The organism is Rheinheimera sp. EpRS3 (assembly GCF_001513785.1).
GTDB lineage: Bacteria > Pseudomonadota > Gammaproteobacteria > Enterobacterales > Alteromonadaceae > Alishewanella.
The window spans coordinates 39,555-63,922 of record NZ_LNQS01000013.1 but is presented as its reverse complement, the minus strand read 5'-3'; the positions used below and the strand labels follow the sequence as shown (position 1 = coordinate 63,922).

The window sequence follows — 24,368 nt, the reverse complement described above, 5'->3', positions numbered from 1 at the left end:
TAACCATTTGAAAAAAATCTATATGATTTGTGATGATTTGTGTGGATGTAATTGATAACAGAAGAAAACAGGAAAGTGGCGGAGGGAGAGAGATTCGAACTCTCGGTGGGCTATTAACCCACGCCGGTTTTCAAGACCGGTGCATTAAACCGCTCTGCCATCCCTCCGCGTTACAGGGCGCATATTAGAAAGTGGCTGCAGCTTTGTAAAGCGCTTTTTTGTTATTTTCAGCCGTTTGCTTAGTAAAGCATCAACAAAGCCATTTCTCAGACAATTAATCTGGGGAAAATGCCTTGCCAGACCGAACTTAATTGCACAAAAACAAAAAAACCACCTACGAAGGTGGTTTTAGTGGCGGAGGGAGAGAGATTCGAACTCTCGGTGGGCTATTAACCCACGCCGGTTTTCAAGACCGGTGCATTAAACCGCTCTGCCATCCCTCCGCGTTACAGGGCGCATATTAGAAAGTGGCTGCAGCTTTGTAAAGCGCTTTTTTGTTATTTTCAGCCGTTTGCTTAGTAAAGCATCAACAAAGCCATTTCTCAGACAATTAATCTGGGGAAAATGCCTTGCCAGACCGAACTTAATTGCACAAAAACAAAAAAACCACCTACGAAGGTGGTTTTAGTGGCGGAGGGAGAGAGATTCGAACTCTCGGTGGGCTATTAACCCACGCCGGTTTTCAAGACCGGTGCATTAAACCGCTCTGCCATCCCTCCGGCGACGCGTATATTAATCAGTTAGAACGGCAAAAGAAAGCACTAAATGCAAAAAAATTAACGCTATTATCAATTTGTATCTTCAGGCACTGGTCTGGCGGGAACTAACTGGGTATGATGTCATCAAATGCGTTAATAAACCTTTGTATCAGGAGAACATAATTATGTCATACAGAGAAACCTCTACTCTCAGTACTGCCGGACGTAGTGTCGAGATTAACAAAGTACTGCGCAACACCTACTTTTTGCTGGCGATGACGTTAGCATTCAGTGCGGTAGCGGCAGGCGTTGCCATGGCACTGAACATGTCACCTATGATGTCTCTGGTGTGTTTTGTTGCCGGCTTTATTATGCTGTTTGTAGTAAATAAAAAGGCAGATTCGGCAAGTGGTATTTTCTGGGTATTTGCTTTTACCGGTGCCATGGGTGCATCGTTAGGCCCAATGCTTAATCATTATGCCGGCTTGCCAAATGGTACTGCGTTAATTATGCAGGCACTGGGTGGCACCGCGCTGATTTTCTTCAGCCTGTCAGCTTATGCGCTTACCACACGTAAAGATTTCTCTTTTATGGGTGGTTTTTTAATGGTAGGTCTTATTGTGGTGCTGGTAGCGGCACTGGCAAATATTTTCCTGGCCATTCCGGCATTAAGCCTGACAATCAGCGCCGCTATTATCCTGATTATGTCAGCACTGATCCTGTTTGATACCAGCCGCATTATTAATGGCGGCGAAACTAACTATATCCGCGCCACAGTAAGTTTGTACCTGAATGTTTTCAACATTTTCGTCAACCTGCTGCAGTTGCTGGGTATTTTTGGTGGTGATGATTAAGCACAGCGCTTTGCCTTAATCAGGTTATTCGCTAAAATGCCCCGCCAGTCGGGGCATTTTTGTTTTTAGGGATCGCTATGACACGCTTTGGATTGCTGCTTACCAGCGATAGCTTTGCCAGCCAAAGCCTGGCCAGTGCGCTGTTGTTTGCTAAAACAGTGCTTAATCACGGTCACAGTATCGAGCATATATTTTTATATCAGGATGCCGTCTACAGTGCGGCAAACCATATCGATTTGCCCGCTGATGAACCGGATCTAAGCGCTGAACTGGCGCAGTTTTGTCAGCAGCATAATATTCCACTGTTGTTTTGTATCACCGCGGCAGAAAAGCGTGGCGTGGTAAGTGACAAGCTCGTGGCCAGAGACGGTTACACCAGCGCTGGGCTGGCAGAATTTGCTATGCGTCAGACCCACATTGATAAACTGGTGCAATTTTAATGCGTAATATTCTGTTATTGCAGCGCAGCAGCCCTTTTAACGACAGTAAAGGCCGTGAGGCATTGGATATGATACTGGCAATGGCTGCAGTAGAGCACAATGTCAGTGTGTTATTCAGTGCAGATGCGGTATATCAGTTGTTGCCAACACACGATCAGCCAGATTTTAAGCTTAAAGCGTACCCGCGCAGTTTTAAGCTGTTTGCGCTGTATGATATTGAGCAGGTATATGTTTGCCAGCAGTCACTTAAGCAGCGCGGCATTCATGCTTCAGATTTAAGTATTGACGTTACAGAACTCGATACTCAGGCTATAGCAGAACTCTTTGCCCGCCAACATCAGGTTATCAGCAGCTAATGAAATTAATCAGCGTTATTAGTCCGTCAGTGAACCTGAGTGAGCTAAGCCTTATATGCCAGCCTCAGGATATTATTTTGCTGCGCCAGGATGCAGTCTATCTGTGTTTACGCACTGATCTTAGCTGGCCTTGCCAGCTTTACGCGCTGGATGTGGATATACAGGTAAGGCAAATCAAACCGTTGGCAGCAGTAACTATTATCAGCGCCCAGCGTTGGGTCGAGCTGAGTATTAGCGCAGAGCAGAATGTATTATGGCAGAATTGATATTAAATGATGTGCCGCTGGCGCTGGATAAACATGGTTATCTGGCAGATATGCAACAGTGGAATAAGCAAGTGGCGGAAGAATTTGCCAGGCTGGAGAATATTGCCCTGACTGACGCGCACTGGGAAGTGGTGCACTTTGTGCGGCAGTTTTATCTGGAATTTAATACCTCCCCTGCTATCCGTATTCTGGTAAAAGCAATGGCACAACAGCTCGGCCCGGATAAAGGCAACAGTAAATATTTGTTTATGCTGTTCCCACAGGGGCCTGCCAAGCAGGCAACCCGCATAGCGGGCTTACCTAAACCAGCCAAATGTCTTTAACGCTTAAGCCGCATCTCCGACAATACCAACAATAGCCTCCAGGGTAATAAGGGCAACAACGGCAATAATGCCGATCATAATAGCCCAGTAAATTGCCCGCTTCAGGGCCGGGTTACTGTGTTTAATACTTTTACGCGGTTTTGGCGCCATTTAGCTATCCTTATAAAGCTCCACCCAGCATAGCTGGCGGTGGAGCTAACGACGACCTGTAGCTTGCTCAGCCAAGCTGTTGCAAACCACCCATGTAAGGGCGCAGCACTTCAGGCACGGTGATAGAACCATCTGCCTGCTGATAGTTCTCCAGAATAGCCACCAGAGTACGCCCTACAGCCAGAGCAGAACCATTTAAGGTATGGATCAGTTCTGGCTTTTTCATCTCAGTGCTGCGATAACGGGCCTGCATACGCCGGGCCTGGAAATCCCCCATATTGCTGCAAGATGAAATTTCGCGGTAAGTATTCTGTGCTGGTAGCCACACTTCTAAATCATAAGTTTTGCTGGAGCCAAAGCCCATATCACCGGTACATAACAGCATGACACGGTATGGCAGGCCTAACAGCTGCAACACTTTTTCAGCATGGCCGGTTAACTCTTCCAGAGCCTGCATAGAATGCTCAGGCTGCACCAGTTGCACCAGCTCTACCTTGTCAAACTGATGCTGGCGGATTAAACCACGGGTATCACGGCCATAAGAGCCAGCTTCACTTCTAAAGCACGGTGTATGGGCAGTATATTTAACCGGTAACTCGGTAGCATCAAAAATGGTGTCACGGGCTAAGTTAGTTACCGGCACTTCCGCAGTGGGAATCAGCGCCATACCCTGTCCCTCTTCGGTGGCAGGCTGGGTATGGAATAAATCGGCGCCAAATTTAGGTAACTGGCCGGTGCCATATAAGCTGGCATGATTTACCAGATAAGGCACATAAAGTTCAGTGTAACCATGCTCGGTGGTGTGTAAATCCAGCATAAACTGGGTTAACGCACGGTGCAGCCTGGCTACCTGGCCGCGCATCACCACAAAACGTGAACCGGCAACTTTTACTGCACTTTCAAAATCCAGACCTTTATCCAGCGCTTCGCCCAAAGCGACATGATCCTGAATAGTAAACTCAAACTCGCGTGGCTGGCCGAAACGACGTACTTCTACGTTTTGTGTTTCATCCTTGCCGGCTGGCACTGAGGCATCCGGTAAGTTAGGAATAGTCAGCGCAATTTGCTCTACTTCTGACAGCACAGCATCCAGTTGCTGCTTGGCAGCATCAAGCTGAGCCCCCAGGCCATCAACTTCTGCCAGCAGTGGTGCAATATCTTCACCGCGACCTTTGGCCTGGCCAATGGCTTTGGATTTAGTATTACGCAGGTTTTGCAGCTCCTGGGTGTCTACCTGTAAAGTACGGCGCTGCTCTTCGAGCGCTGTTAAACGCGCTACATCCAGTACAAAGCCACGCTGGGCCAGACGGTTGGCGGTTTCAGTTAATTCGTTACGTAAAAATTTCGCATCTAGCATAGTAATTACTTCATTGAACCCAGTTTAAGCCCTAACCAGGCAAGCGTTAAACACAACAACACATTTAATAATACGTTGGCGATTGCTTTTAGCCAGTCGCCTTGCTGTATTAACAAGACAGTATCCAGCGAAAAGGTTGAAAATGTGGTAAAGGCACCGATAAGGCCAATAGCTATCAGTGCCCGCCAGGGTGATACTGCCAGCACACCACTGCTGAACAGCGCATACAACCAACCCAGCACAAAAGAGCCCAGAATATTAACCAGCAAAGTGCCAAAAGGGAATGACTTACCTAAAACATTCACGGCCAGCTCGTTAAAGCCATAGCGTAAACAAGCTCCTACTGCACCGCCGATAGCCACAGCCAGATAAGTCAGCATTATTTATCTCTCTTACGTGGGCTATCAGCATCAAGCTGCTTCAGGTAGCGCAGCTTCTCTGCCAGTTGTTTTTCCATGCCGCGCTCTACCGGCTGATAAAATTGCTGCCCGGCAAGCTCTGCCGGCAAATAACGCTCGCCGGCGGCATAAGCGCCCGCTTCGTCATGTGCATAACGATAACCGTCACCAAAACCCAGCTGCTTCATTAACTTGGTGGGCGCATTGCGCAAATGCAGCGGCACCTCAAAAGCAGGTTGTTCTGCCACCAGCTGTTTAAGCTGATTAAAAGCGCTATATACGGCATTACTTTTCGGCGCCAGCGCCAGATACACTGCAGCCTGAGCGATAGCCCGCTCACCTTCGGCCGGCCCTACCCGTTCAAAAGTATCCCAGGCATTTAGCGCCAGTGTCAGCGCACGCGGATCGGCATTGCCAATGTCTTCACTGGCAATGGCCAGCAACCGCCTGGCAACATATAGCGGATCGCCACCACCAGCCAGAATACGGCAATACCAATATAAGGCTGCATCCGGATCGGAGCCACGTACTGATTTATGAAAGGCGGAGATCAGGTCATAAAACATATCGCCCTGATTATCAAAGCCCGGTAACTGCTTTGGTACCAGGTTTTTCAGCGTCTCAAAGCTTATCACTTTGCCGTCGCTGCCAGCCTCGGTAAGCTCTGCCGCTTGTTCCAGCAGGTTAAGTAACTTACGTGCATCGCCATCGGCCAGTTGTAACAGCAGCTGCTCAGCATCGGTAGCCAGATGCACGGCCTCAAGGCCCAAGCCACGCTCTTTATCTGTCAGAGCCTGCGCCAGTACCTGCTGCAAATCGGTGTCGCTCAGCGGTTTAAGCACACACACCCGGGCACGGGATAAAATAGCGTTATTCAGCGCAAAAGACGGGTTTTCAGTAGTGGCGCCAATAAAAATAATGGTGCCATCTTCGATAAAAGGCAAAAAGGCATCTTGCTGGCTTTTATTAAAACGGTGTACCTCGTCAACAAACAGTAAAGTACGTTGCTGATACTGCTGCTGGCGTTGCTGGGCCTGTGCAATAGCTTCGCGAATCTCTTTAATACCGCAGGTTACTGCTGACAATTTGCTGATAGCCGCGTCGGCATGCCGGGCTATAACTTCTGCCAAAGTGGTTTTACCGGTGCCCGGCGGGCCCCATAAAATAAGCGAAAACACCCGCCCGGCTTCAATCGCCTTTTTAAGCGCGGTGCCCTCACCAATTAAATGTTGCTGCCCTGCATATTCGGCCAGTGTTTGCGGCCGCATTCTGGCAGCCAGCGGGCGAAAGTCATCAGCAAAATCAAGTGGCAATGAATTCACAGTGTTATCTTCAAATTGCTATCGCTGACGCTGATCGTCAATATCAGTGTGCTCTGGCGGGTTAAACCGGAACAAACCTTTGTCCAGCTCAATATTCAGCTGCATTAAAGTAAAATTAAATTCGCTGGTTTGCTGGTTCATATCCAGTACCTGCATTTTGGATAATGCCGCACCGGAGAAACTCAGAGTTAATTGTTTTACCGGGCTATCGGCGTCTTTGGAGCGGATCACAAACTGCTCACCCTGTTGCTCTACGTTATACTGCGCCCAAAGCTCAGGCTTAGTTGACGTGAGCAATACGAACGGAGTACGGTTTACCTCGCTGGCAGCGTCATAAATGGTTAGCTGCTCCAACGCTTCATTATAAAACCACAGGCTTTGGCCATCGCCAATAAACAGGTTTGGCTCAGGCTCAGTGGTTTCAAAGCGGAACAGTGCCGGCTGCTTAATCATCAGCTCGCCTTTGCCCTGTTGCAGCAACTGCTTTTGTGCATCAAACACCTGTTGCTCAAAACTGGCAGAAAAACTTTTAATACTGGCCAGTTTACGCTGTAGCGTCTGCTCTGCATTTTGCGCCACAGCAGAAACAGAACTACACAACACAATAACCGCTAGCAAACTACGTAGCATTTAATATCCTTTTGGTGGCGGTGGTGCCATCACTTCACGATTACCATTGTGGCCGGGGCCACTGACAATACCACTGTGCTCCATTTGTTCAACCAAACGGGCGGCACGGTTATACCCTATACGAAACTTGCGCTGTACACCGGACACTGAAGCACGGCGGCTTTCAGTAACAAAGGCCACGGCCTGATCATACAGCGGATCGGCTTCACCATCTTCACCTTCCAGGGTTTCACCCGGCAGCAGATTTTCTTCGGTGGTTTCCCCACTTAAAATTTCAGCAATATAATTTGGCTTACCGCGTTTTTTCCAGTCGGCAACCACAGCATGCACTTCGTGGTCATCCACAAAGGCGCCGTGCACCCGGTTTGGAACACCAGAGCCTGGTGGCAGATACAGCATATCGCCCTGCCCCAATAGGCTTTCTGCGCCTTGTTGGTCAAGAATAGTGCGGGAGTCAATTTTCGATGACACCTGAAACGCTATCCGGGTGGGGATATTGGCTTTAATTAAACCGGTAATAACATCTACCGACGGCCGCTGAGTAGCTAAGATCAGGTGAATACCCGCCGCCCGCGCTTTTTGCGCTATACGGGCAATCAGCTCTTCTACTTTTTTACCAACAATCATCATCATGTCGGCAAATTCGTCGATAACCACCACAATTGACGGCAGTTTCTCTAATAATGGCGCTTCAGTACGCATATTATCTGACGGGCGCCACAACGGGTCTTTTAACGGAGCACCGTCTGCAATCGCTTCTTTTACTTTGGCGTTATAGCCTTTTAGGTTACGCACACCCAGCGCAGACATTAATTTGTAGCGCCGCTCCATCTCGCCAACACACCAGCGTAAGCCGTTGGCGGCATCTTTCATGTCGGTAACCACTTCTGTCAACAGATGCGGAATACCTTCATAAATAGACAGCTCAAGCATTTTGGGGTCAATCATTAAAAAGCGCACATCATCCGGCGTCGATTTATACAACAGGCTGCAAATCATTACGTTTACGCCAACCGATTTACCCGAGCCGGTCGTACCAGCCACCAGTAAATGCGGCATTTTGGCCAGATCAGCCACTACCGATTTACCGGCAATATCTTTACCCAATACCATTGTCAGTGGTGATTTAGAGCTTTCAAATATCTCATCGCCAATAACTTCAGATAAACGCACGATTTCACGGTGCTGGTTTGGCAGCTCTAAACCGATAAAAGACTTACCCGGAATAACCTCCACTACCCGCACACTGATAGCAGATAACGAACGCGCCAAGTCTTTGGCCAGGCCGGTAATTTTACTGACTTTAACACCAGGTGCTAAATCCAGTTCAAAACGGGTAACCACTGGGCCAGGGTGCACACCTACTACTTTAGCGTCGACATTGAAATCAAGCAGCTTCGCCTCTACCAAACGTGACACCCGCTCTAAATCGGCCGGGTCTATCGGGTTTACTGCTTTGTCCGGCCGGTCCAGTAACGCCAGTGATGGTAACTCTTCCATCAAATGCGATACTTCCTCGCTGTCATCTTCTTCATCTGCAATTTCAGTCAGAATGGTTTCAATTTCAGAGTCTGGCGGTAAATCAAGTTGTTGCAGGGTGTCACTCCAGCGCGCAGCATCAGGTTCATCAATAGCACTGAATGACAATTCCTCGTCAGCCAGCGTATCAACACTGTAAAACGCCTTAGCTTCGGTTTTGGCATTTAGCGGTGTGATCGGTAAGGTATCTGCCACCGGTTTATTCAGCTGCGGTGTTTTACGCGGTTTTTCAGATATTACTGCAGGCTCATCGTCAAACTCGTCTTGCTCCGGTTCGGCAGCAAAGGGGTCATAGTCGTCTTTACTACGTTCACGTAAGCGCTGCGGCACAGACATAGCAAACTGCGCTGCGCTGTAACAGGCCGCCCCCAGCGCATCGGCTACGGTTAGCCAGGAAATGCCTGTCATCAGCGTTAAGCCGGTAGCAAAACCACACAACAACAGTAAAACAGTGCCTATAAAATTAAAGTACGGCAGCAAGGCGCCACTAACAACATCGCCTATAACACCGCCGGAAGAAAAATAAAAAATATCATTAAAATTCATACTGCTTATTGCAGTTGCCGTTAGCAGTGTTAACACCAGGCCAATCAAGCGCAGGCCCAAAATCAGATAATCAAGGCTCATTACATCGTGAAAACGCTTAAACAACAGATAACCGGCCAAGGCCACCAAAAATGGCATCAGATAAGCAATCCAGCCAAAACTGAATAACAATAAATCAGCCAGCCAGGCACCTATTGGCCCGGCATAGTTATGAATGCTGGTTTGGTAACCGGTTTGCGACCAGCTTGGATCGGCCGGGTCAAAAGACAATAGTGCCAGTAACAGAAATAAGGCGAAGCCGGAAAACACAATTAATCCGACTTCCAGCAAGCGCTGTACACCGTTTAGCGGAAAATAAGCTCGGTTTTGCAAATGAGAGGCCCTACCTTTTTTATCATCGTTTTTTGTTCAAGCGCACCAGAGTGTAGTACTGCAGGCTAAGATACCAGAGACACTGTAAAAGTGCATCCGTGAAGCACGGCTGAACCGCGAATTAGCTGCTTATCGCACTTATTGCAACAAAAGTGGTTTGTTTCACCTCTTCCATCACCACATAAGTGCGGCTTTCACGTACGCTGGGTAATCTGAGCAGGGTTTCACCTAACAGTTCCCGATATGCTGCCATATTGGCCACCCGTGTTTTCAGCAAAAAATCGAAGCTGCCGGATACCAGATGGCATTCCTGAATCTCCTCCAGCTTTTGTACGGCTTTGCTAAATTCGTCAAAATCTTCCGGTGAGGTTTTACTTAAGGTAATTTCGACAAATACCAGTAACGCGGCGCCCACTTTATGTGGGTCAATTTGCGCACTGTAACCTAAAATCACGCCCTCAGCTTCCAGCTTACGCACCCGCTCCAGGCAGGGTGTCGGGCTTAGCCCTACCCTGCGCGCCAATTCTACGTTGGCTAAACGGCCGTCACGCTGTAACTCCAGCAGTATTTTGCGATCTATCCTGTCTAACTTCTTGATACTTTTACTTAAAGAGTACATAGCAGCTAAAAAATTCGCTTTTTAAATTTAAACAGAATTTTGCACTACTGCAGAGCCATAAAACAAGCATTAATTCTACAAAATTAGCAGTATACTGCGCACAAATTTTACCTAAGCCAACATTTACCTCAGAAAAAGGCATAACATTATGATCATTGGCGTACCAAAAGAAATTAAAAACCATGAATACCGTGTCGGTATGACTCCGGCCAGTGTGCGTGAACTGGTAAATAACAAGCACAGCGTGCTGATTGAAACCAACGCCGGTATGGGCATTGGCTTTACCGACGACGATTACACCGCTGCCGGCGCTACAGTAATGAGTACTGCAGCAGAGATTTTTGCCAAAGCCGAGATGATTGTTAAAGTAAAAGAGCCGCAAGCCGTAGAGCGCGCTATGTTACGCGAAGGCCAAATCCTGTTTACTTACCTGCACCTGGCGCCCGATTTACCGCAAACGCAGGATCTGATCAAATCTAAAGCGATTTGTATTGCTTATGAAACTGTTACTGACAACCGCGGCGGTTTACCGCTGTTAGCGCCAATGTCTGAAGTGGCTGGCCGGATGTCAATTCAGGCCGGTGCCCGCGCGCTGGAAAAATCATGCGGTGGCCGCGGCATGTTATTAGGTGGGGTACCGGGCGTTGCTCCGGCTAAAGTTGTTGTGATCGGTGGCGGTATGGTTGGCACTAACGCTGCGCAAATGGCACTGGGTTTAGGTGCTGACGTTACCGTACTGGATCGCAGTGTTGATGTACTGCGCCGTATTAATGCCCAGTTTAACGGTGCAGTAAAAGCTATTTACTCTACGGCTGATGCGCTGGAGCAAGAAGTATTGGCAGCTGACTTAGTGATCGGTGGTGTACTGGTACCAGGCGCTGCGGCACCTAAACTGGTTACCAAAGACCACATCAAGCGGATGAAGCCCGGCTCAGCTATTGTTGATGTTGCTATCGACCAGGGCGGCTGTGTGGAAACCTCTAAGCCAACTACCCATGCTGAACCTACCTATATAGTGGATGACGTTGTGCACTACTGTGTAGCTAACATGCCGGGCGCTGTGCCACGCACCTCTACCTTTGCGCTGAATAACGCCACCCTGCCGTTTATTCTGCGTTTAGCTAATAAAGGTTATAAGCAGGCACTGCTGGATGATCAGCATTTACTGAACGGCCTGAACGTAATGAACGGCCATGTGACCAACCAAAGTGTTGCAGAAGCGTTAGGCTTTAGCTTTGTTGAACCTAAAGCGGCTTTAAATGCTTAATGCTGAATAAATAATCAACTTTTATTAAGGCCGCTTTTGCGGCCTTTTTTATTTTTTACGCTTTTTTATTACCAGACAACGGTTTATTTGCATTTTGCTATATACATTCGTTCCAGACCTGTTATAGTGCTTCCCGGCCTGTAAAGCAGACCTATGTAACAAAATGTTTATGAAAACTTCGCTACACAGCTTCATTGTAAGTCATGTCCTGAAGATTCACGCACGTTTGGCCGCATAAGTAAGGTAACAGTCAGGCTAAAAGCGCAATTAAGCGTCAATTAGTTTTATTAAAATTTTTAGGAGTCATTCATGGCTAAAGTAACTGGTGTAGTAAAGTGGTTCAACGCTGATAAAGGTTTCGGTTTCATTACTCAGGATAACGGCGGCGCTGACGCATTCGTTCACTTCCGTGCAATCCAAACTGAAGGTTACAAAACCTTAAACGAAGGCCAACGCGTAGCTTTCGAAATCGAACAAGGCCAAAAAGGCCCACAAGCTGCTAACGTTACAGTTCTGTAATTTAAGCACTTGCTAAAAAAAGGACACCGCGGTGTCCTTTTTTATTGCCTGTAATTTAATATAAAAAAATAAGCGCCAGATACAGGCGCCCTATTTATACTACCTTCAGGGCAAATCCTACTGCTCTTCTCTGACAAAAGCGATATCAGCAAACCCCATACGGGCAAACTCTTGTTGCCGGTAGTTTTTTACTGCTGCGCCACGCTTGGCGGTCATTGCCACTTGCTGCTCCATCGCCAGAAAGCGGGTTAAATCTATGCCCTCAGCGGCAGCTACGGCTTCGTACATATCATGGTGCTTGTCATAACTGAAATTAATCACTTTGCGCTGCTTGTTAAAGGTATAACTAATTTGTCTGGCCATCTGCCACTCCAGGTTTAACTGCGCTGCGTACAGGCTTACACAACATACAGGATAGTACTAATAACACCGAGCCTGCCGCCAGGGTCAGTAAATTTTCATTGCGGTTCCACAGTAAAATATTCACCAGCAAACCGGCGGGGATCAGCATATTATTCATTACTGCCAGCATACCGCTGCTTACCAGCGTAGCGCCTTTATTCCACCAGTAATAACCACAACCGGATGCCACCAGACCAAGCCACAGTAACACTGCCCATTGAGTGTTATGCTGTGGATACTGCGCAGTGCCCAGTAACAACCAGGCCGGTAGCACTACTATAAGTGCTCCCAGATAAAACCAGCCAAAGACCTGATGCTGTACCAACTTAACCGGCTGCCTGGCCAGCAGCACTTTGTAACCTACCTGGCCGATGGCAAAGCATAGATTCGCGCCCTGCACTACGGCGAAACCGAGCCAGTACTCCTCAGTTAAGCCTTTATAGCGCATTAGCGCTGCCGCAATAACAGCCAGTAACGCTGCCAGCAAAAAGCGATACTGAAAACGGCGTTGCAGCGCATCGTAAAGTAAGGTGATGTATACCGGCGTAAAAATAGTAAAAATTAATACTTCCGGCACAGTTAACAATATAAATGACTGATAATAAAACAAGTACATCAGCCCAAGCTGCACAGCGCCCAGGGCTGACAATTTGCAGGCCAGTTGCCAGGGTAACCGGCGCATAAAGGGTATAAACACCAGCAAGGCGAGTACTACCCGCAGCAAAACAGCAAAGTAAGCATCGACCTGTCCGGCCAGATATACCCCGATCAGGCTAAAAGAAAACGCCCATAACAGGGTTACCCCAACCAGATAACTCAAGCGCTGTGTTCCGTTTGCTGTTGTAGTTGTTGCTTAATCAGCGGCGCGGCATAAAGTGCACTTAGCATCGGGGCAGCCCCTGCAGGCAGGGTTTGTAAGCGCTGCTGCCACAGCTCGATAACAGCCTCATCTACTGAAGCGTGTTGCTGGCCTGCTGCCAGATAATTTACCGGAAACAAGCGGTACTGCTGCCAGATTTGCTGGTCAATTACGGCGGCCAGTTGCTCCGGCTCGGCCGGCACACTAGTTAAGGGTTTGCCAAAAGCCACATGCACCCGGCCTTTATAACCGACTATGCCTTTAATAATGCTGTCGATATCTTCAAACTCGCCTTTTTGGTACGAGCCCTCGGTGTGCTTTTGCCACAACTCGTTTATTTTATCGATATCACAGGGGTCGTATTCGTACGACAAACACACCGGCACAATGTTTAAACCGGCCATATAAGTGGCAAAATCTTCGCCGCGTTTTTTGCCTTCCATATAAAACATTTTCAGAATAGCCGGATCGGTTTCATCATTGCCGTCTTTGGCGCGGCCTTCTTTTTGTGCAATCCATACCGACTGCTGTTGTTGCAGCGAATGCTTAATATAGGCCGATAACTGCGAGAAGTTTTTCAGCATTTCGCGTGGGCCTTTGGCACCACGTTTAACAATAAAACTTTTATTTAGCTTCATCAGCTCGGTAGCACAGGCTTTGCGCAGCAGGTTGTCGCCAATAGCAATGCGCACGGTATCAAAGCCGTTATGGTGCAAACACCAATTTACCAATGCCGGATCCATGGCGATATCCCGGTGATTAGACACAAACAGGTAAGCCTGGCCGGCAGTCAGGTTTTCTAAACCCGAAACAGTAATTTTATTGGTGGTGTTGTCTATCATCCGGTCCATAAAACTGGCAACCTGCTTTTGCACAGCATGCACACTGTTTAATTTGGCCCAGCGCCGTTTTAAGGCAAATTTCACCATAGGCGACAGCAACCAACCGAACGGGCCGGATAAATGCGGAAAGCGGTAATGCAAAATAGCCTGAATAAACTCGTCATCGGCAATTAAACGGGCTATTGCCGGCGCGACTTCATCATCATTGTACGGCCGGATATCGGCATATAAATCTTGGTCTGACACAGGGATCACTACGTATGAGGCTCAAAGAGCGAACTATTTTACTGAGTTAATCAAAATTCACCAGTGCCGACAACCAATTGTTTTATAACATACTGCGAACAGCCTATCGCATTACCGTTGCATCAGCTGAATTTGCTCCAGACAATACTAAAAAAACCACACAAGGACCCTATAATATGCGCCGAATAATTACCGCAGCATTGTTGCTGTTAAGCAGCACCACTTACGCCAGCGGCTTTGATATCCGCTTTACCGAGCAGGCTAGTACCGCTGCTGATACATTAATAATACTTGGCGCCAGCAATGCGCCATTACAGCAGGATGCTCTGAAGCAACTGGCCAGCAGCGAAAATTTCAGCGGTAAAACCGGCCAGAGCCTGCAATGGCTAAGCCCTGGCGCACCATACGACAGCTATAAGCGCGTAGTCGTGCTGGGCGTTGGCAATGCGGCAGAACACAGCATGACCCATGCGGCAAGCTCTGGTGCTGATCTTGCCCGCTTGCTGGCTAAATCGGCGGCAAAAAATGTCGTTATTGATGCCAGCCAGATTAACAGCAGCCTGGCTGATACTGAACTGGCAGCACAACTGGCTTTTGGCGCAACCTTAAGTGCTTATACCTTTACGCGCTACAAAGCTAAACCTGCTGATGCCAAAGCGGATCCCCAAAGCCAGCAACTAAACTTTGTTGTCGCCAATGCCAGCGAAGCACAGCGCCGTCACGCCCAGTTAACTGCCGTTGCCAATGGTGTAACTCTGGCGCGGGATCTCACTAACGAGCCGGCTATGGGGCTGTCACCGGCTAATTTTGCTGATAAAGCCAATGAGCTGAAAAAACTGGGCGTAAAAGTTACCATTTTCGATGAAAACGCGCTGCAAAAAAACAATATGGGCGCCATTTTAGCCGTTGGCCGCGGCAGTGCCCGCCCACCAAGGTTGGTTATTGCCCACTGGCAAGGCAGCCAGCAGGCACCACTGGCGATTATCGGTAAAGGTATTACCTTTGACACCGGCGGTTATAACCTGAAAACCCAGGCAGATTCTATTATCCGTATGACCAGCGATATGGCCGGTGCCGCTGCAGCACTGGGCACTATTGCCGCTTTAGCTGAACAAAAAGCGCCGGTAAATGTGGTGGCGGTAATGGCACTGGCAGAAAATATGATTTCTGACCGCGCCTACCTGCCGGGTGATGTGGTTAATACGGCTGCCGGCCTTAGTGTTGAAGTGATTAACACCGATGCTGAAGGCCGTATGGTCGTGGCCGATGCGCTCTGGTACGCTGAAAAACACTATAAGCCACGTGCTATGGTAGATATTGCTACCCTGACCGGCGCTAAAGTTACTGCACTGGGGGCTTATTATGCCGGTGTATTTAGCAAAAACGATAATCTGGTGACGCAATTACAACAGGCCGGCGAGCAGGTTAACGAGAAACTGTGGCGCTTACCCCTTACCGACGACATGCTGCCAGAGCTAAAAAGCCGTATTGCTGACCTGCGCAATACCGGCCGCAGTGCCGGTGCCTCAACCGCAGCGCTATTTTTACAGCAGTTTGTTGGCAGCACGCCCTGGGCACATATTGATATTGCCGGTAATGCCCTGGCCAGTAGCAACAGCGGTATTACCCCTGAAGGGGCAACCGGTTACGGCGTACAACTGCTAACCCAATGGGCGCTAACCCAGCCATAAATAACACAACAGCCTGAGGCGTTTGCCTCAGGCCCACATTACCGCAATAGCGGCCAGCACTATCAGTGCCAAGCCCCAATGATCAGCTTTTTGCAGTTTTTCTTTAAATACAAAAGCAGAAATCAGTAGCATAAACAGCACTTCAACCTGCCCCAGTGTTTTTACCAGTGCCACCGATTCCAGGCTCATGGCGGTAAACCAACCTACAGAGCCGACGCAACTGCATAGGCTAATCAGTATGGTTAGTTTCGGTCGCTGCCATAAAGCTGTTAACGTGGGCCGGTCTTTTAACGTTAACCACAGCAGCAGCAACAGCGTTTGCAGCATGATAACCAGCAGCAATACCCAGGCAGCACCATAGGGAAATGGCAAGCCCAGCACCAAACTGGCCTGGCGTACCCACAAGGATGTCAGCGCAAACGCTAAACCGCTGCCAAGGCCCAGCAACAACACCGGCACGGATAACTGGCGTAAACTGGCACCACTGAGTAAAAATACCGCACAACCGCCTAAAGCCACGCCAAACCAGCCCAGTGCGGTTAACGACTCACTAAAAAACATTACGCCCAGCACCGCCGCCAACACGGCTTCACTTTTTGCCAGGCCGGCACCTATGGCGTAGTTTCTTAACTTAAACAGTTTTACCATAAGGGCTGTAGCCAGTATTTGTGCCAGAGAAGCGGCAACAATAAAACCGGCAAAATGGCCGCTAAATACCGGCATAGCCACCGGTTGCGACTGATATAACAGGTATAAATAAAGCGCCGCTATAGGCGAAGCCCAGATAAAACGCGCCAGCGTAACACCGGCTACGCTAACGTCTTTACTTAGTTGTTTTTGAAACGCATTGCGCCAGGCCTGCATAAATGCAGCCAGCAAGGTAAAAGGGATCCACAGCACAGCGCCACACCTGAAGACGTAAAGACGGCTATGCTAGCAAGAAAGCGTAAAAGTTGATAGCTGGCCGCAGTAATAGCGGCCATTCAATAAGCTGATGGGGTGTTTAATCCATAAAGTCCACTTCAACCGGTGTTGCTGTAGGGCTTACTACAACATTTTTCGCCTGCAAAAAGCCGATATCGTCGGCCGCTTCAGGGTTGTCGTCTACATCACAGCTTAGCGCTACGGTGTAATTATCGGCCTGAATAAAGCCAATACTGTAGTGGTATTCACTTACACCATCAAAGTACACGTTAGTACTGGCATAAGGCTGATAGGTATTATCGCCGCCGTTATCCGCTAACTCATCCAGCGGCCGATCTGCGCCCTGATACAAATACACCGCAGCTACCGGCACAGAGGCATCCGAAGGGGCCACAGCGCAATTATTATTGATCAGCACCCCCTCAGCTACCTGGCCGGTTAAATGGCCAACTTCAGTGTTATTAACCAGGCGCAAGCCGGTTGGTTTCATTAAGTAAGCATTTTGCCCCGGCGGGTTAATCAGTGCCTTACGTAAATCAAACTCCAGTGTGTAATTAGCGTTCCCGCCCTCAACCAGCGTTAAACTGCCCAGCTTTAATTCATTTGACGGCACCTGTAACGGCTCACGCATGCCATCTTCCAGCTCTACATAACTGCCGGGGGCAATTTCCAGCCGTAGTTGGCCATAATTGCCAGCCTCAATATCCGCATCGGTTAACAGCGCTTCAGACTTAGCCCCATCCAGCAGCAGTAAATCTACCCCGCGGGTATTAGGAATAATAGTGCCCTGTGCGTCACGGCATTCATCATTCGCCTCTGCCGCCGCATCATCATCTCCTACCGTAAAACTCTGATTGCCTACGCCATTGCCGGTTAACTCAATTTCACTAAAACACAGCATAACGACTTTAGCTTCATTTACCGGTGCATCGCTTACTGCCAAACTAAAGCGGGTCATCTGTGGCTGTAAATCATCATCATCTGAGTCGCTGCCGCACGCGACCAGTAGCGACAACGATGCCAGTACTGCACTTGTCAGTATTGTCTGTTTCATTAATTTGTCCTCCATTAGTGCAACCTAACTAATAGCAGTAAAGACTGAATGGTTACTTAATTGCTCAGCAGGCTATTGTTAAACTGGCGAAAATTGCTGCAGTCAGGCGATACAGCATTGCATTCTGGCGGGGAATCATTATGATACGCGCTAAGTCGGTACGTAGCGCAGCTTGGTAGCGCACTTCGCTGGGGGTGAAGGGGTCGGAGGTTCGAATCCTCTCGTACCGACCATTAAATTCCAACAAAAACCTGTTTTTTAACAGGTTTTTTTGTATCTGTAATTCAGCTAAAAGCTAAGCCCCCAATTCAGCCCTAATTTTGGTTTGACAGAAAAGGATTCGCAGTTTAGCTAGTACAATTCAAACTATCATCAATTACTACACGCCATTTATCATCATGTGGCTCAATATGAAAACTAGTGCTTTCTCTGTTTCTTAGCCCGTCGTTATAAGTTGCTAATATCGTGAATTCAGTTTCTGAAATAGGTTTATCAAACTCCCTCTCCCAATTTTTACCAGTTTCAAACACTTGGAATTGAGCTAGTAATAAATCATCAGATACTTGCAATAAGCCTTTTTCCCTGACGTGGTAAAGTTTTAGATCTGTAACTGCATGCCCAATGTTAAGCAGCTTAATTTTATAGCATTTTTTCCTACCTCCTATTTCTGAGCCCCTATCAAACAAGTAAGCAAGTTCAAACTTGGGCTGTGCCGCGATTAATTCCTTTTTTCGTTGCGCACTATAATCTTCGCTCAGTAATGCCATCTCAGCTTTAGCGGAGCTTGCGATAATCTTTTGTTGCTCCACTGAATTTTTTAACTCTTCATGCTGTAAACGAAGAGCTTCAGTGTTTTGCTGCAGCTCTTTCCCTTGCTGTATGTAACCAGCTACTAGCCAGAAAAAAGCCAACGGTGCAAAGAAACCTGCCAAACTATCGCCAATTTCATTTGGCTGCAGCTCCATCACCGCTGGCCAAGTGTGATAAATATAATAACCACCGAGAACAAGCCATAAAATGGTTAGTACATAAACAAAGATGCTAGACAGTTTCATACAACTTCCCTCTCGTACCGGCTGTTAATTCCTTAAAACCAAACCCCGCTTTGCGGGGGTTTGGTTGTTTCTGCACTTACCTATATTGGTTTAGAGTTTAAAACCACTCAGCGATTTTTTCATATCACTGGCCATTTTTCGCAGTTGCTGGCTGGCTACTGAAAGCTCAGTCGATTTTGCCGTGGTGCTTTCTACTGCAGTGGCGATATTCTCCATATTTTCATTGATGGTGCCCGACACCACTGCCAGCTCTTCGGTAGCGCTGGCCAGTTGATCGTTAACGTCTGTAATGCTGGATACCGCGGTATTAATACGTTTTAGCGCCTCATTGGCTTGCTGCGAGCAGACTATTGTTTGCTCGGTTTCGGCTTTGCTTTGTGCCATAGATTGCACGGCGTTGGCTGAATCTTGCTGAATACCCTGAATACGCTTGTTGATATCCTGCGTAGAGGCCTGCGAGCGGCTGGCCAGGGTGCGAACTTCGTCGGCTACCACGGCAAAACCGCGGCCCATTTCACCGGCGCGGGCAGCTTCAATGGCGGCGTTTAGTGCCAGTAAGTTGGTTTGCTCAGCAATGGCACCGATAACATCGGTTACTGCCCCAACCTCTTCACCGCGCTTGGATAACTGCGCAATTACCTCAGATACCTGCTCTAACTTCAGCTTTAACGCATCAATAGCGGTAATGGTTTGGCCAACTGAGGTTACCCCGTTTTGCGTTTCGGTGTCAGCATCACGGGCGGCTTTGGCGGCGGTAGTGGCGCTACGGGCCATATCTTCACAGGTGGCAGTCATTTCGTTTACCGCAGTAGCAACCTGCGCGGTTTGATCCATTACATTTTGCAAAATTTGCTGTGTTTGCTGGCTGCTGTCGTCTAATGCTTCAGATTGCATCGCCAGTTGTTCGGCCATCGATATTTGCTGGCTGATAATACTGCGCAGCTGATTAACCAAAATGCTAAGGGCGGCCAGCAGGCTGTCGTTGTCACCACTTCGTAGAGCAAACTGTACCGAGAAATCACCTGCGGCAACCTGCTGTACCAAAAGCTTGGTGTCAGCCACTTCACCACCGAGAGAGCGCAGTAACCAACTGCGGATAAACAACGATACGCCCACTGTTAACAGAATAACGATTAACACCACCGCCCCGATTTGCAGCGCAACGGCCCAAAAAGCAGCCTTTACATCATCGATGTAAATACCTGAGCCCAGTACCCAGCCCCAGTTATCGTCTTTTGCCACATAAGACAGCTTGGTATAGCGCTCTTCGGTTACCCCGCCGCCTTTTAATGGCTTTGTCCACTGATATTCAACAAAACCATCGCCATAGCGCTGAATAACATCAACAAAGCTGACAAACAGATTGGCATTATTTAAGGTTTGCTGCTGGCTGCCATCGCGGTTGCGCATTAAGGTAGCATAATTAAAATTTGGCCTGTCCAGCACGGTGCCGTCTAAGGTTGGCACTGTCGGGTGCATAATCATTTTGGGAATGGGCCGGCCGGTGTCGTTAATCCAGATATATTCGGTACCATCGTAACGTATGGCTTTAATGGCGGCCATGGCCTGTTGCTGTGCTTGCTCTTTACTCAGGCTGCCGCTTTGCTCCAACGCCTGATAATGCTTTACCAGGCTAAGGGCACTGTCAATTACGGCTACTACCCTGTTTTCTCTGCCTTCTGTCAGGCTGTGTTGCAGTGCATTTAATGCCACTGCGCCAAGTACCACAAAACCAAGCAATGCCAGTAAAGGAATGCTTAACAAACGCCCGCCGACTGTTTTCCAAAATCCCATGATGTATCCTTTTTTATCTACTTCGATGTTCCTGATTTAGCAGTTAATTTCACTGCCAGAGTCAAAGCTTTTTTCACTTTATCAGCATAGCCTGAGCTTTATAAGCTGTCACATCTTGTAATTAACAAATAACCACGTTAGAACTGATAACTGGTTCTTACCGGAGTGGTGTGTTATGCAGTTTTTGTATCGCGTTAGCTTTTATTTATTGTTCAGCCTGGCTGTACTTGCACCCGCGGCGCAGGCTTGCCTTAAAGGCCAGGCTGCCGTGGCTTCGCCGGATCAGTACGGTGCCCTGGTTGCAGAGCAAATATTAAAAAAAGGCGGCAATGCGGTTGATGCTGCAGTAGCTACCGCCTTTACACTGGCAGTAACTTACCCCGAGGCGGGTAATATTGGCGGCGGTGGCTTTATGACACTGTGGTTTGACGGTAAAGCCTATTTTCTCGATTACCGTGAAATAGCCCCTGCTGCTGCACATCGCGATATGTATCTGGATGAAGAAAAACAGGTTATTGAAAACCTAAGTTTAATTGGCCATAAAGCCAGTGGTGTACCGGGTACTGTTATGGGCTTATGGCAGGCCCACCAGCGTTTTGGCAGCCTGCCCTGGGCAGAGCTGGTACAACCGGCTATTTACTATGCACAAAGCGGTTTTACCGTAGCAGAAAACCAGTATCAGTATCGCGCTGATTTACTTAGCCAGTTGGAAGGCAAAACCAATTTTGCCCGCTACTTTGCCGCTATGCAGCCCAACGAAAACTTTATCCAAAGCGAGCTTGCAACCACACTTAAACGTATTGCTGAACATGGCCCGGCCGACTTTTATCAGGGTGAAACGGCTAAATTACTGGTAGCGCAAATGCAACGCGGCGGTGGCCTGATCACTCTTGATGACTTAGCTGCATATAAAGCCGGCTGGCGCGAGCCGGTTATTACCCCCTGGCGCGATTACCAACTGGTCACTGCAGCCCCACCAAGCTCCGGCGGTATCGCGCTTAGCCAGTTGCTGGCGTTAAAGCAGCGGCGCAGCGCAGACTTTAAGAATGTTGCACTTAACAGCAGCCAGTATGTGCATTTAATTGCTGAAATAGAAAAACGCGTGTTTGCTGATCGCGCCGATTATCTGGGCGATCCAGACTTTACTACAGTACCGCAGCAACAGTTACTCGACAGCGCTTACTTAGATAAACGCGCCGCTGAAATAAACCCTGCAGCGATATCTGCCACAGCGGCGGTAAAACCGGGGCTGGAAGGCTACAATACCACGCACTTTTCGGTGCTGGATAAAGACGGTAATGCCGTGTCTAACACCTATACCCTGAACCTGGATTTTGGCAGCGGCGTAGTAGTAGAAGGCGCCGGTTTTTTACTGAATAACGAAATGGACGACTTTTCTGCTAAAGCCGGGGTACCGAATGCTTTTGGCGTGGTGGGCAGCGACGCCAATGCGATTGCGCCCGGTAAGCGTATGTTGTCGTCGATGACCCCCAGTCTGCTGTTAAAAGGTGGCAAAATAGAGCTGGTGATCGGCACGCCGGGCGGCTCGACCATTTTCACCTCAATTTTTCAGGTAATGACGAATTTATATGACTACCAGTTACCGCTAAGTGAAGCAGTGGCCGCGCCACGTTTTCATCATCAGTTGCTGCCCAAAGATCAGATCACTATGGAGCCTTACGCGCCCCTTAGTACAGCCGTTCAGGATGAGCTAAAAGCCAAAGGCTATCAGCTGGTTACCCAGGGCTGGAATCTTGGCGATATTCAGGCAATTCAGGTATTTGATGGCAAAGTCACCGCTGCTGCCGATCCTCGTTCGCGTGGCGTAGCTAAGGTAATTAACCTGCATTAACACCACAGTTTGGCAATAAGGCTTTAGCTTTACTTTTTTTACTTTGGCTTTAGTGCTGTACTAAAGCCTTATTGTTGCCGGGTCACTTTTATGCAAAATTCAGTAGTAAATTACCCCGCCATTGCCGGAGCCTTTATGCACAAACTTAAGCTGTCGAGTTTTACTCTGTTATCTGCTGTTACCTTACCGCTGGCAGCACAGCAAGCATTGCCCAAACTGCAGCTGGCAGAGCAGATCACCTTGTCGGGTTTATCCAGCGGCGCTTATATGGCTGGCCAGTACCATCTCGCCTTTGCCGAACAGGTTAGCGGCGTAGCCATGCTGGCCGGTGGGCCGGTGTATTGTGCGCAAAACAGTTTAGGCCTGGCACTGGAACATTGCTTTAATAAAGCCAGCAGCTCGCCAGACATGAGCGCAATAAACCAATATTTAACCGCACAGCGCACCGCTGGCAAGCTGGCGCCGGTTACAGCACTTAAAGATGACAAAGTATGGATTTTTCACGGCAGTAAAGACACCACCGTATATCCGGGCCTTGCTGGCGTACTTAACCAGCAGTACCAGCAATGGGTGGATGCCGGCAATATTGCGCTGATAACGGATAAAGCTTTTAGCCATACCTTTCCGACAGACAATACTGCTTTGGGTAGTTGCGATGTCTCTGAGACGCCCTTTCTGGCTAGCTGTAATTATGATGCCGCAGGCGAGCTGCTTAAGCACTTATTGGGCAGCGTTAAAACTAAAACGGCTACCAGTAGCGGCCAGTTAATGCCATTTAACCAACATCAGTTGGCCGCTGCCGCCAAAGACACCTTAGCTGAAACCGGTTATTTGTACATACCACAAAGCTGTGCCAGCGGTGAAAGTTGCCGGTTACATGTTAGTTTTCATGGTTGTAAGCAAAATGCCGCCAGCGTAGGCCAGGCCTATGTCAGCGGCAGCGGGCTGAATAATTATGCCGACAGCAATAATATCGTGGTGTTATACCCGCAAACTACTGCCAGCAGCATAAATCCGTTTAACCCTAATGCTTGTTGGGATTGGTGGGGTTATACCGGAGCAGATTATGCGACCAAAGAAGGGATGCAACTTAAGGCCATACACCAGTTAGTGCAGGCCTTAACAGATTAAGTTAAAACAGCCGCGACCAGGATAAAAACGCCGACAGCCCGGTATCACGATCTGTTAACGGGCTGTCACTGATGCTGCTGCCATACCAGTGATGCTCTACACCAAGCCTTGTCATACCACCAAAAAACAACGCCGTACTGACAGAAACACCGGCATTATAATTAACGGCCCCATCGGCTTTATAAGCCGGGCGCTGTGCTGTAGCTTCATCCGGGCGTACGCCGTAGTAGTAATCGACCAGTTTGCCATCGGAATAACTGACACCAAATTGAGGCTCAATAATGACTGGCCCGGCACGGTAACTGTAGCCCACTGATACCTTTGATTCCTGGCCGTTAGAGTTGCCTAACAAATCAAATACGGTTTGGGCTTCAAACTTCCAGCTATCCTGGCGCAGCTGCATGCCAATACCGCCATCAATTGAATCTTTACGCTTGGCCATGCCGCTAAACACCGCACTGTCAGATTCATCAAAACCGGCAAACCGCGGGGCCAGCTTGGCGCTAAAACTGATATTACCCAGATCCAGCAGTTTATAGCTGACAAAAGGCCCGTATACCGTCAGCCTGTCGCCCTGATAACCAATGATCGGTAACGGGATAGTGCGGTTGCTGTAGCCCTGATATATTTCCTGATTAACCCCGACACCCACACCATAGGAAAAACCTTGTGGTGCCCCACTTTGTGCCATTGCAGTACCACACACCATGCCGGTACTGATAACACTGGCTAAAACATAATGACTCAATTTCATCTGAAAACCTTAGGTTGCGACTAAATAGCGATTGGGTAGCGACTAAGCTGCGACAATAACCCGGATATAACACTTATTGTGTTGATAACAGCATTACTGTACCCAAAT

At 48.4% G+C, this 24,368-nt stretch carries 25 protein-coding genes and 4 tRNA genes; 11 read left to right on the top strand and 18 right to left on the bottom strand.

Annotated elements, in window-relative coordinates; translation table 11 throughout:
* Positions 1-76 precede the first annotated feature (76 nt).
* The 3 genes from AR688_RS19580 to AR688_RS19570 form a co-directional block, all read right to left on the bottom strand.
* A tRNA-Ser gene (locus AR688_RS19580) sits at positions 77-167 on the bottom strand.
* 185 nt (positions 168-352) lie between these two features.
* Positions 353-443: transfer RNA gene (locus AR688_RS19575), tRNA-Ser, on the bottom strand.
* 185 nt (positions 444-628) lie between these two features.
* Positions 629-719 (bottom strand) — tRNA-Ser (locus AR688_RS19570).
* Positions 720-883: 164 nt separating this feature from the next.
* Here AR688_RS19570 and AR688_RS19565 point away from each other — a divergent pair.
* The 5 genes from AR688_RS19565 to AR688_RS19545 all read left to right on the top strand — a co-directional run bounded on the left by AR688_RS19565 (position 884) and on the right by AR688_RS19545 (position 2,937).
* Positions 884-1,552, top strand: coding sequence for a Bax inhibitor-1/YccA family protein (locus tag AR688_RS19565; RefSeq protein WP_068238233.1), 669 nt, complete (start codon positions 884-886; stop codon positions 1,550-1,552).
* A gap of 77 nt (positions 1,553-1,629) precedes the next feature.
* Entirely contained in the window at positions 1,630-1,992 is a 363-nt protein-coding gene (gene tusD, locus AR688_RS19560) for a sulfurtransferase complex subunit TusD (protein WP_068238231.1), read from the top strand.
* The gene (tusC, locus tag AR688_RS19555; protein WP_068238227.1) at positions 1,992-2,348 is read left to right on the top strand and encodes a sulfurtransferase complex subunit TusC; all 357 of its coding nucleotides are present in this window, start codon (positions 1,992-1,994) and stop codon (positions 2,346-2,348) included. Before tusD ends, tusC begins: the two co-directional genes overlap by 1 nt.
* On the top strand, positions 2,348-2,614 hold the full coding sequence (locus AR688_RS19550) for a DsrH/TusB family sulfur metabolism protein (RefSeq protein WP_068238224.1): 267 nt from the start codon (positions 2,348-2,350) through the stop codon (positions 2,612-2,614). Before tusC ends, AR688_RS19550 begins: the two co-directional genes overlap by 1 nt.
* The gene (locus tag AR688_RS19545; protein WP_068238220.1) at positions 2,602-2,937 is read left to right on the top strand and encodes a TusE/DsrC/DsvC family sulfur relay protein; all 336 of its coding nucleotides are present in this window, start codon (positions 2,602-2,604) and stop codon (positions 2,935-2,937) included. Before AR688_RS19550 ends, AR688_RS19545 begins: the two co-directional genes overlap by 13 nt.
* A gap of 3 nt (positions 2,938-2,940) precedes the next feature.
* Here AR688_RS19545 and AR688_RS20305 read toward each other — a convergent pair whose 3' ends face one another.
* The 7 genes from AR688_RS20305 to lrp form a co-directional block, all read right to left on the bottom strand.
* Complete coding sequence (locus AR688_RS20305) at positions 2,941-3,087, bottom strand: hypothetical protein (protein ID WP_156420367.1); 147 nt, start codon at positions 3,085-3,087, stop codon at positions 2,941-2,943.
* 67 nt (positions 3,088-3,154) lie between these two features.
* Positions 3,155-4,444, bottom strand: coding sequence for a serine--tRNA ligase (serS, locus tag AR688_RS19540; RefSeq protein ID WP_068238218.1), 1,290 nt, complete (start codon positions 4,442-4,444; stop codon positions 3,155-3,157).
* A 5-nt stretch (positions 4,445-4,449) separates the two neighbouring features.
* Positions 4,450-4,824 (bottom strand): fluoride efflux transporter CrcB, encoded by a 375-nt coding sequence (crcB, locus tag AR688_RS19535; protein WP_068238215.1) that lies wholly within the window; start codon positions 4,822-4,824, stop codon positions 4,450-4,452.
* Complete coding sequence (locus tag AR688_RS19530) at positions 4,824-6,164, bottom strand: replication-associated recombination protein A (RefSeq protein ID WP_068238212.1); 1,341 nt, start codon at positions 6,162-6,164, stop codon at positions 4,824-4,826. Before AR688_RS19530 ends, crcB begins: the two co-directional genes overlap by 1 nt.
* Before the next feature lie 18 nt (positions 6,165-6,182).
* Entirely contained in the window at positions 6,183-6,794 is a 612-nt protein-coding gene (lolA, locus tag AR688_RS19525; RefSeq protein WP_068238209.1) for an outer membrane lipoprotein chaperone LolA, read from the bottom strand.
* Positions 6,795-9,251 carry a DNA translocase FtsK gene (locus AR688_RS19520; protein WP_068238208.1) on the bottom strand — a complete coding sequence of 819 codons (2,457 nt, stop codon included), beginning with the start codon at positions 9,249-9,251 and terminating at the stop codon, positions 6,795-6,797.
* Between the two features lie 121 nt (positions 9,252-9,372).
* Positions 9,373-9,870, bottom strand: coding sequence for a leucine-responsive transcriptional regulator Lrp (gene lrp, locus AR688_RS19515; RefSeq protein ID WP_068238207.1), 498 nt, complete (start codon positions 9,868-9,870; stop codon positions 9,373-9,375).
* A 148-nt stretch (positions 9,871-10,018) separates the two neighbouring features.
* On the opposite strand from lrp, the gene ald reads away from it, so the two are divergent.
* Positions 10,019-11,137 (top strand): alanine dehydrogenase, encoded by a 1,119-nt coding sequence (gene ald, locus AR688_RS19510; RefSeq protein WP_068238206.1) that lies wholly within the window; start codon positions 10,019-10,021, stop codon positions 11,135-11,137.
* Positions 11,138-11,446: 309 nt separating this feature from the next.
* A complete protein-coding gene (gene cspE / locus AR688_RS19505) occupies positions 11,447-11,656 on the top strand; it encodes a transcription antiterminator/RNA stability regulator CspE (protein ID WP_027670166.1) in 210 nt (69 codons plus the stop codon).
* Between the two features lie 117 nt (positions 11,657-11,773).
* On the opposite strand, the gene AR688_RS19500 is transcribed toward cspE, so the two are convergent.
* The 3 genes from AR688_RS19500 to AR688_RS19490 are packed head-to-tail and all read right to left on the bottom strand — an operon-like array spanning position 11,774 to position 14,005.
* On the bottom strand, positions 11,774-12,019 hold the full coding sequence (locus AR688_RS19500; RefSeq protein WP_068238202.1) for a DUF2960 domain-containing protein: 246 nt from the start codon (positions 12,017-12,019) through the stop codon (positions 11,774-11,776).
* Complete coding sequence (locus tag AR688_RS19495; RefSeq protein ID WP_068238201.1) at positions 12,003-12,878, bottom strand: hypothetical protein; 876 nt, start codon at positions 12,876-12,878, stop codon at positions 12,003-12,005. The genes AR688_RS19500 and AR688_RS19495 overlap by 17 nt, the downstream gene beginning before the upstream one ends.
* Positions 12,875-14,005: a 1-acyl-sn-glycerol-3-phosphate acyltransferase gene (locus AR688_RS19490; RefSeq protein ID WP_082694852.1), complete on the bottom strand. Its 1,131-nt coding sequence runs from the start codon at positions 14,003-14,005 to the stop codon at positions 12,875-12,877. The genes AR688_RS19495 and AR688_RS19490 overlap by 4 nt, the downstream gene beginning before the upstream one ends.
* Before the next feature lie 176 nt (positions 14,006-14,181).
* Here AR688_RS19490 and AR688_RS19485 point away from each other — a divergent pair, with 176 nt between their 5' ends.
* On the top strand, positions 14,182-15,696 hold the full coding sequence (locus AR688_RS19485; RefSeq protein ID WP_068238200.1) for a leucyl aminopeptidase: 1,515 nt from the start codon (positions 14,182-14,184) through the stop codon (positions 15,694-15,696).
* Between the two features lie 27 nt (positions 15,697-15,723).
* On the opposite strand, the gene AR688_RS19480 is transcribed toward AR688_RS19485, so the two are convergent.
* Entirely contained in the window at positions 15,724-16,596 is an 873-nt protein-coding gene (locus AR688_RS19480) for a DMT family transporter (protein ID WP_068238198.1), read from the bottom strand.
* A gap of 103 nt (positions 16,597-16,699) precedes the next feature.
* Complete coding sequence (locus AR688_RS19475) at positions 16,700-17,674, bottom strand: DUF4382 domain-containing protein (protein ID WP_068238195.1); 975 nt, start codon at positions 17,672-17,674, stop codon at positions 16,700-16,702.
* Positions 17,675-17,830: 156 nt separating this feature from the next.
* On the opposite strand from AR688_RS19475, the gene AR688_RS19470 reads away from it, so the two are divergent.
* Positions 17,831-17,907, top strand: a tRNA-Pro gene (locus tag AR688_RS19470).
* A gap of 114 nt (positions 17,908-18,021) precedes the next feature.
* Here AR688_RS19470 and AR688_RS19465 read toward each other — a convergent pair.
* Together AR688_RS19465 and AR688_RS19460 are read right to left on the bottom strand one after the other, a co-directional pair.
* Positions 18,022-18,729: a hypothetical protein gene (locus AR688_RS19465; RefSeq protein WP_068238192.1), complete on the bottom strand. Its 708-nt coding sequence runs from the start codon at positions 18,727-18,729 to the stop codon at positions 18,022-18,024.
* A 90-nt stretch (positions 18,730-18,819) separates the two neighbouring features.
* Positions 18,820-20,523, bottom strand: coding sequence for a methyl-accepting chemotaxis protein (locus AR688_RS19460; RefSeq protein WP_068238189.1), 1,704 nt, complete (start codon positions 20,521-20,523; stop codon positions 18,820-18,822).
* Between the two features lie 175 nt (positions 20,524-20,698).
* Here AR688_RS19460 and ggt point away from each other — a divergent pair, with 175 nt between their 5' ends.
* Positions 20,699-22,375: a gamma-glutamyltransferase gene (ggt, locus tag AR688_RS19455; protein WP_068238186.1), complete on the top strand. Its 1,677-nt coding sequence runs from the start codon at positions 20,699-20,701 to the stop codon at positions 22,373-22,375.
* 90 nt (positions 22,376-22,465) lie between these two features.
* Positions 22,466-23,506: an extracellular catalytic domain type 2 short-chain-length polyhydroxyalkanoate depolymerase gene (locus AR688_RS19450; RefSeq protein ID WP_231732198.1), complete on the top strand. Its 1,041-nt coding sequence runs from the start codon at positions 22,466-22,468 to the stop codon at positions 23,504-23,506.
* 1 nt (position 23,507) lies between these two features.
* Here the strand turns inward: AR688_RS19450 and AR688_RS19445 are convergent, their stop codons facing one another.
* The gene (locus AR688_RS19445; protein ID WP_068238183.1) at positions 23,508-24,260 is read right to left on the bottom strand and encodes a MipA/OmpV family protein; all 753 of its coding nucleotides are present in this window, start codon (positions 24,258-24,260) and stop codon (positions 23,508-23,510) included.
* Positions 24,261-24,368: the final 108 nt, after the last annotated feature.

Bases quoted from the DNA above. Each gene is read 5' to 3' on its own strand.
- AR688_RS19565 (WP_068238233.1), top strand. From the start codon at position 884: ATGTCATACAGAGAAACCTCTACTCTCAGTACTGCCGGACGTAGTGTC.
- tusD (WP_068238231.1), top strand. From the start codon at position 1,630: ATGACACGCTTTGGATTGCTGCTTACCAGCGATAGCTTTGCCAGCCAA.
- tusC (WP_068238227.1), top strand. From the start codon at position 1,992: ATGCGTAATATTCTGTTATTGCAGCGCAGCAGCCCTTTTAACGACAGT.
- AR688_RS19550 (WP_068238224.1), top strand. From the start codon at position 2,348: ATGAAATTAATCAGCGTTATTAGTCCGTCAGTGAACCTGAGTGAGCTA.
- AR688_RS19545 (WP_068238220.1), top strand. From the start codon at position 2,602: ATGGCAGAATTGATATTAAATGATGTGCCGCTGGCGCTGGATAAACAT.
- AR688_RS20305 (WP_156420367.1), bottom strand. From the start codon at position 3,087: ATGGCGCCAAAACCGCGTAAAAGTATTAAACACAGTAACCCGGCCCTG.
- serS (WP_068238218.1), bottom strand. From the start codon at position 4,444: ATGCTAGATGCGAAATTTTTACGTAACGAATTAACTGAAACCGCCAAC.
- crcB (WP_068238215.1), bottom strand. From the start codon at position 4,824: ATGCTGACTTATCTGGCTGTGGCTATCGGCGGTGCAGTAGGAGCTTGT.
- lolA (WP_068238209.1), bottom strand. From the start codon at position 6,794: ATGCTACGTAGTTTGCTAGCGGTTATTGTGTTGTGTAGTTCTGTTTCT.
- lrp (WP_068238207.1), bottom strand. From the start codon at position 9,870: ATGTACTCTTTAAGTAAAAGTATCAAGAAGTTAGACAGGATAGATCGC.
- ald (WP_068238206.1), top strand. From the start codon at position 10,019: ATGATCATTGGCGTACCAAAAGAAATTAAAAACCATGAATACCGTGTC.
- cspE (WP_027670166.1), top strand. From the start codon at position 11,447: ATGGCTAAAGTAACTGGTGTAGTAAAGTGGTTCAACGCTGATAAAGGT.
- AR688_RS19500 (WP_068238202.1), bottom strand. From the start codon at position 12,019: ATGGCCAGACAAATTAGTTATACCTTTAACAAGCAGCGCAAAGTGATT.
- AR688_RS19485 (WP_068238200.1), top strand. From the start codon at position 14,182: ATGCGCCGAATAATTACCGCAGCATTGTTGCTGTTAAGCAGCACCACT.
- AR688_RS19475 (WP_068238195.1), bottom strand. From the start codon at position 17,674: ATGAAACAGACAATACTGACAAGTGCAGTACTGGCATCGTTGTCGCTA.
- AR688_RS19465 (WP_068238192.1), bottom strand. From the start codon at position 18,729: ATGAAACTGTCTAGCATCTTTGTTTATGTACTAACCATTTTATGGCTT.
- AR688_RS19460 (WP_068238189.1), bottom strand. From the start codon at position 20,523: ATGGGATTTTGGAAAACAGTCGGCGGGCGTTTGTTAAGCATTCCTTTA.
- ggt (WP_068238186.1), top strand. From the start codon at position 20,699: ATGCAGTTTTTGTATCGCGTTAGCTTTTATTTATTGTTCAGCCTGGCT.
- AR688_RS19450 (WP_231732198.1), top strand. From the start codon at position 22,466: ATGCAAAATTCAGTAGTAAATTACCCCGCCATTGCCGGAGCCTTTATG.
- AR688_RS19445 (WP_068238183.1), bottom strand. From the start codon at position 24,260: ATGAAATTGAGTCATTATGTTTTAGCCAGTGTTATCAGTACCGGCATG.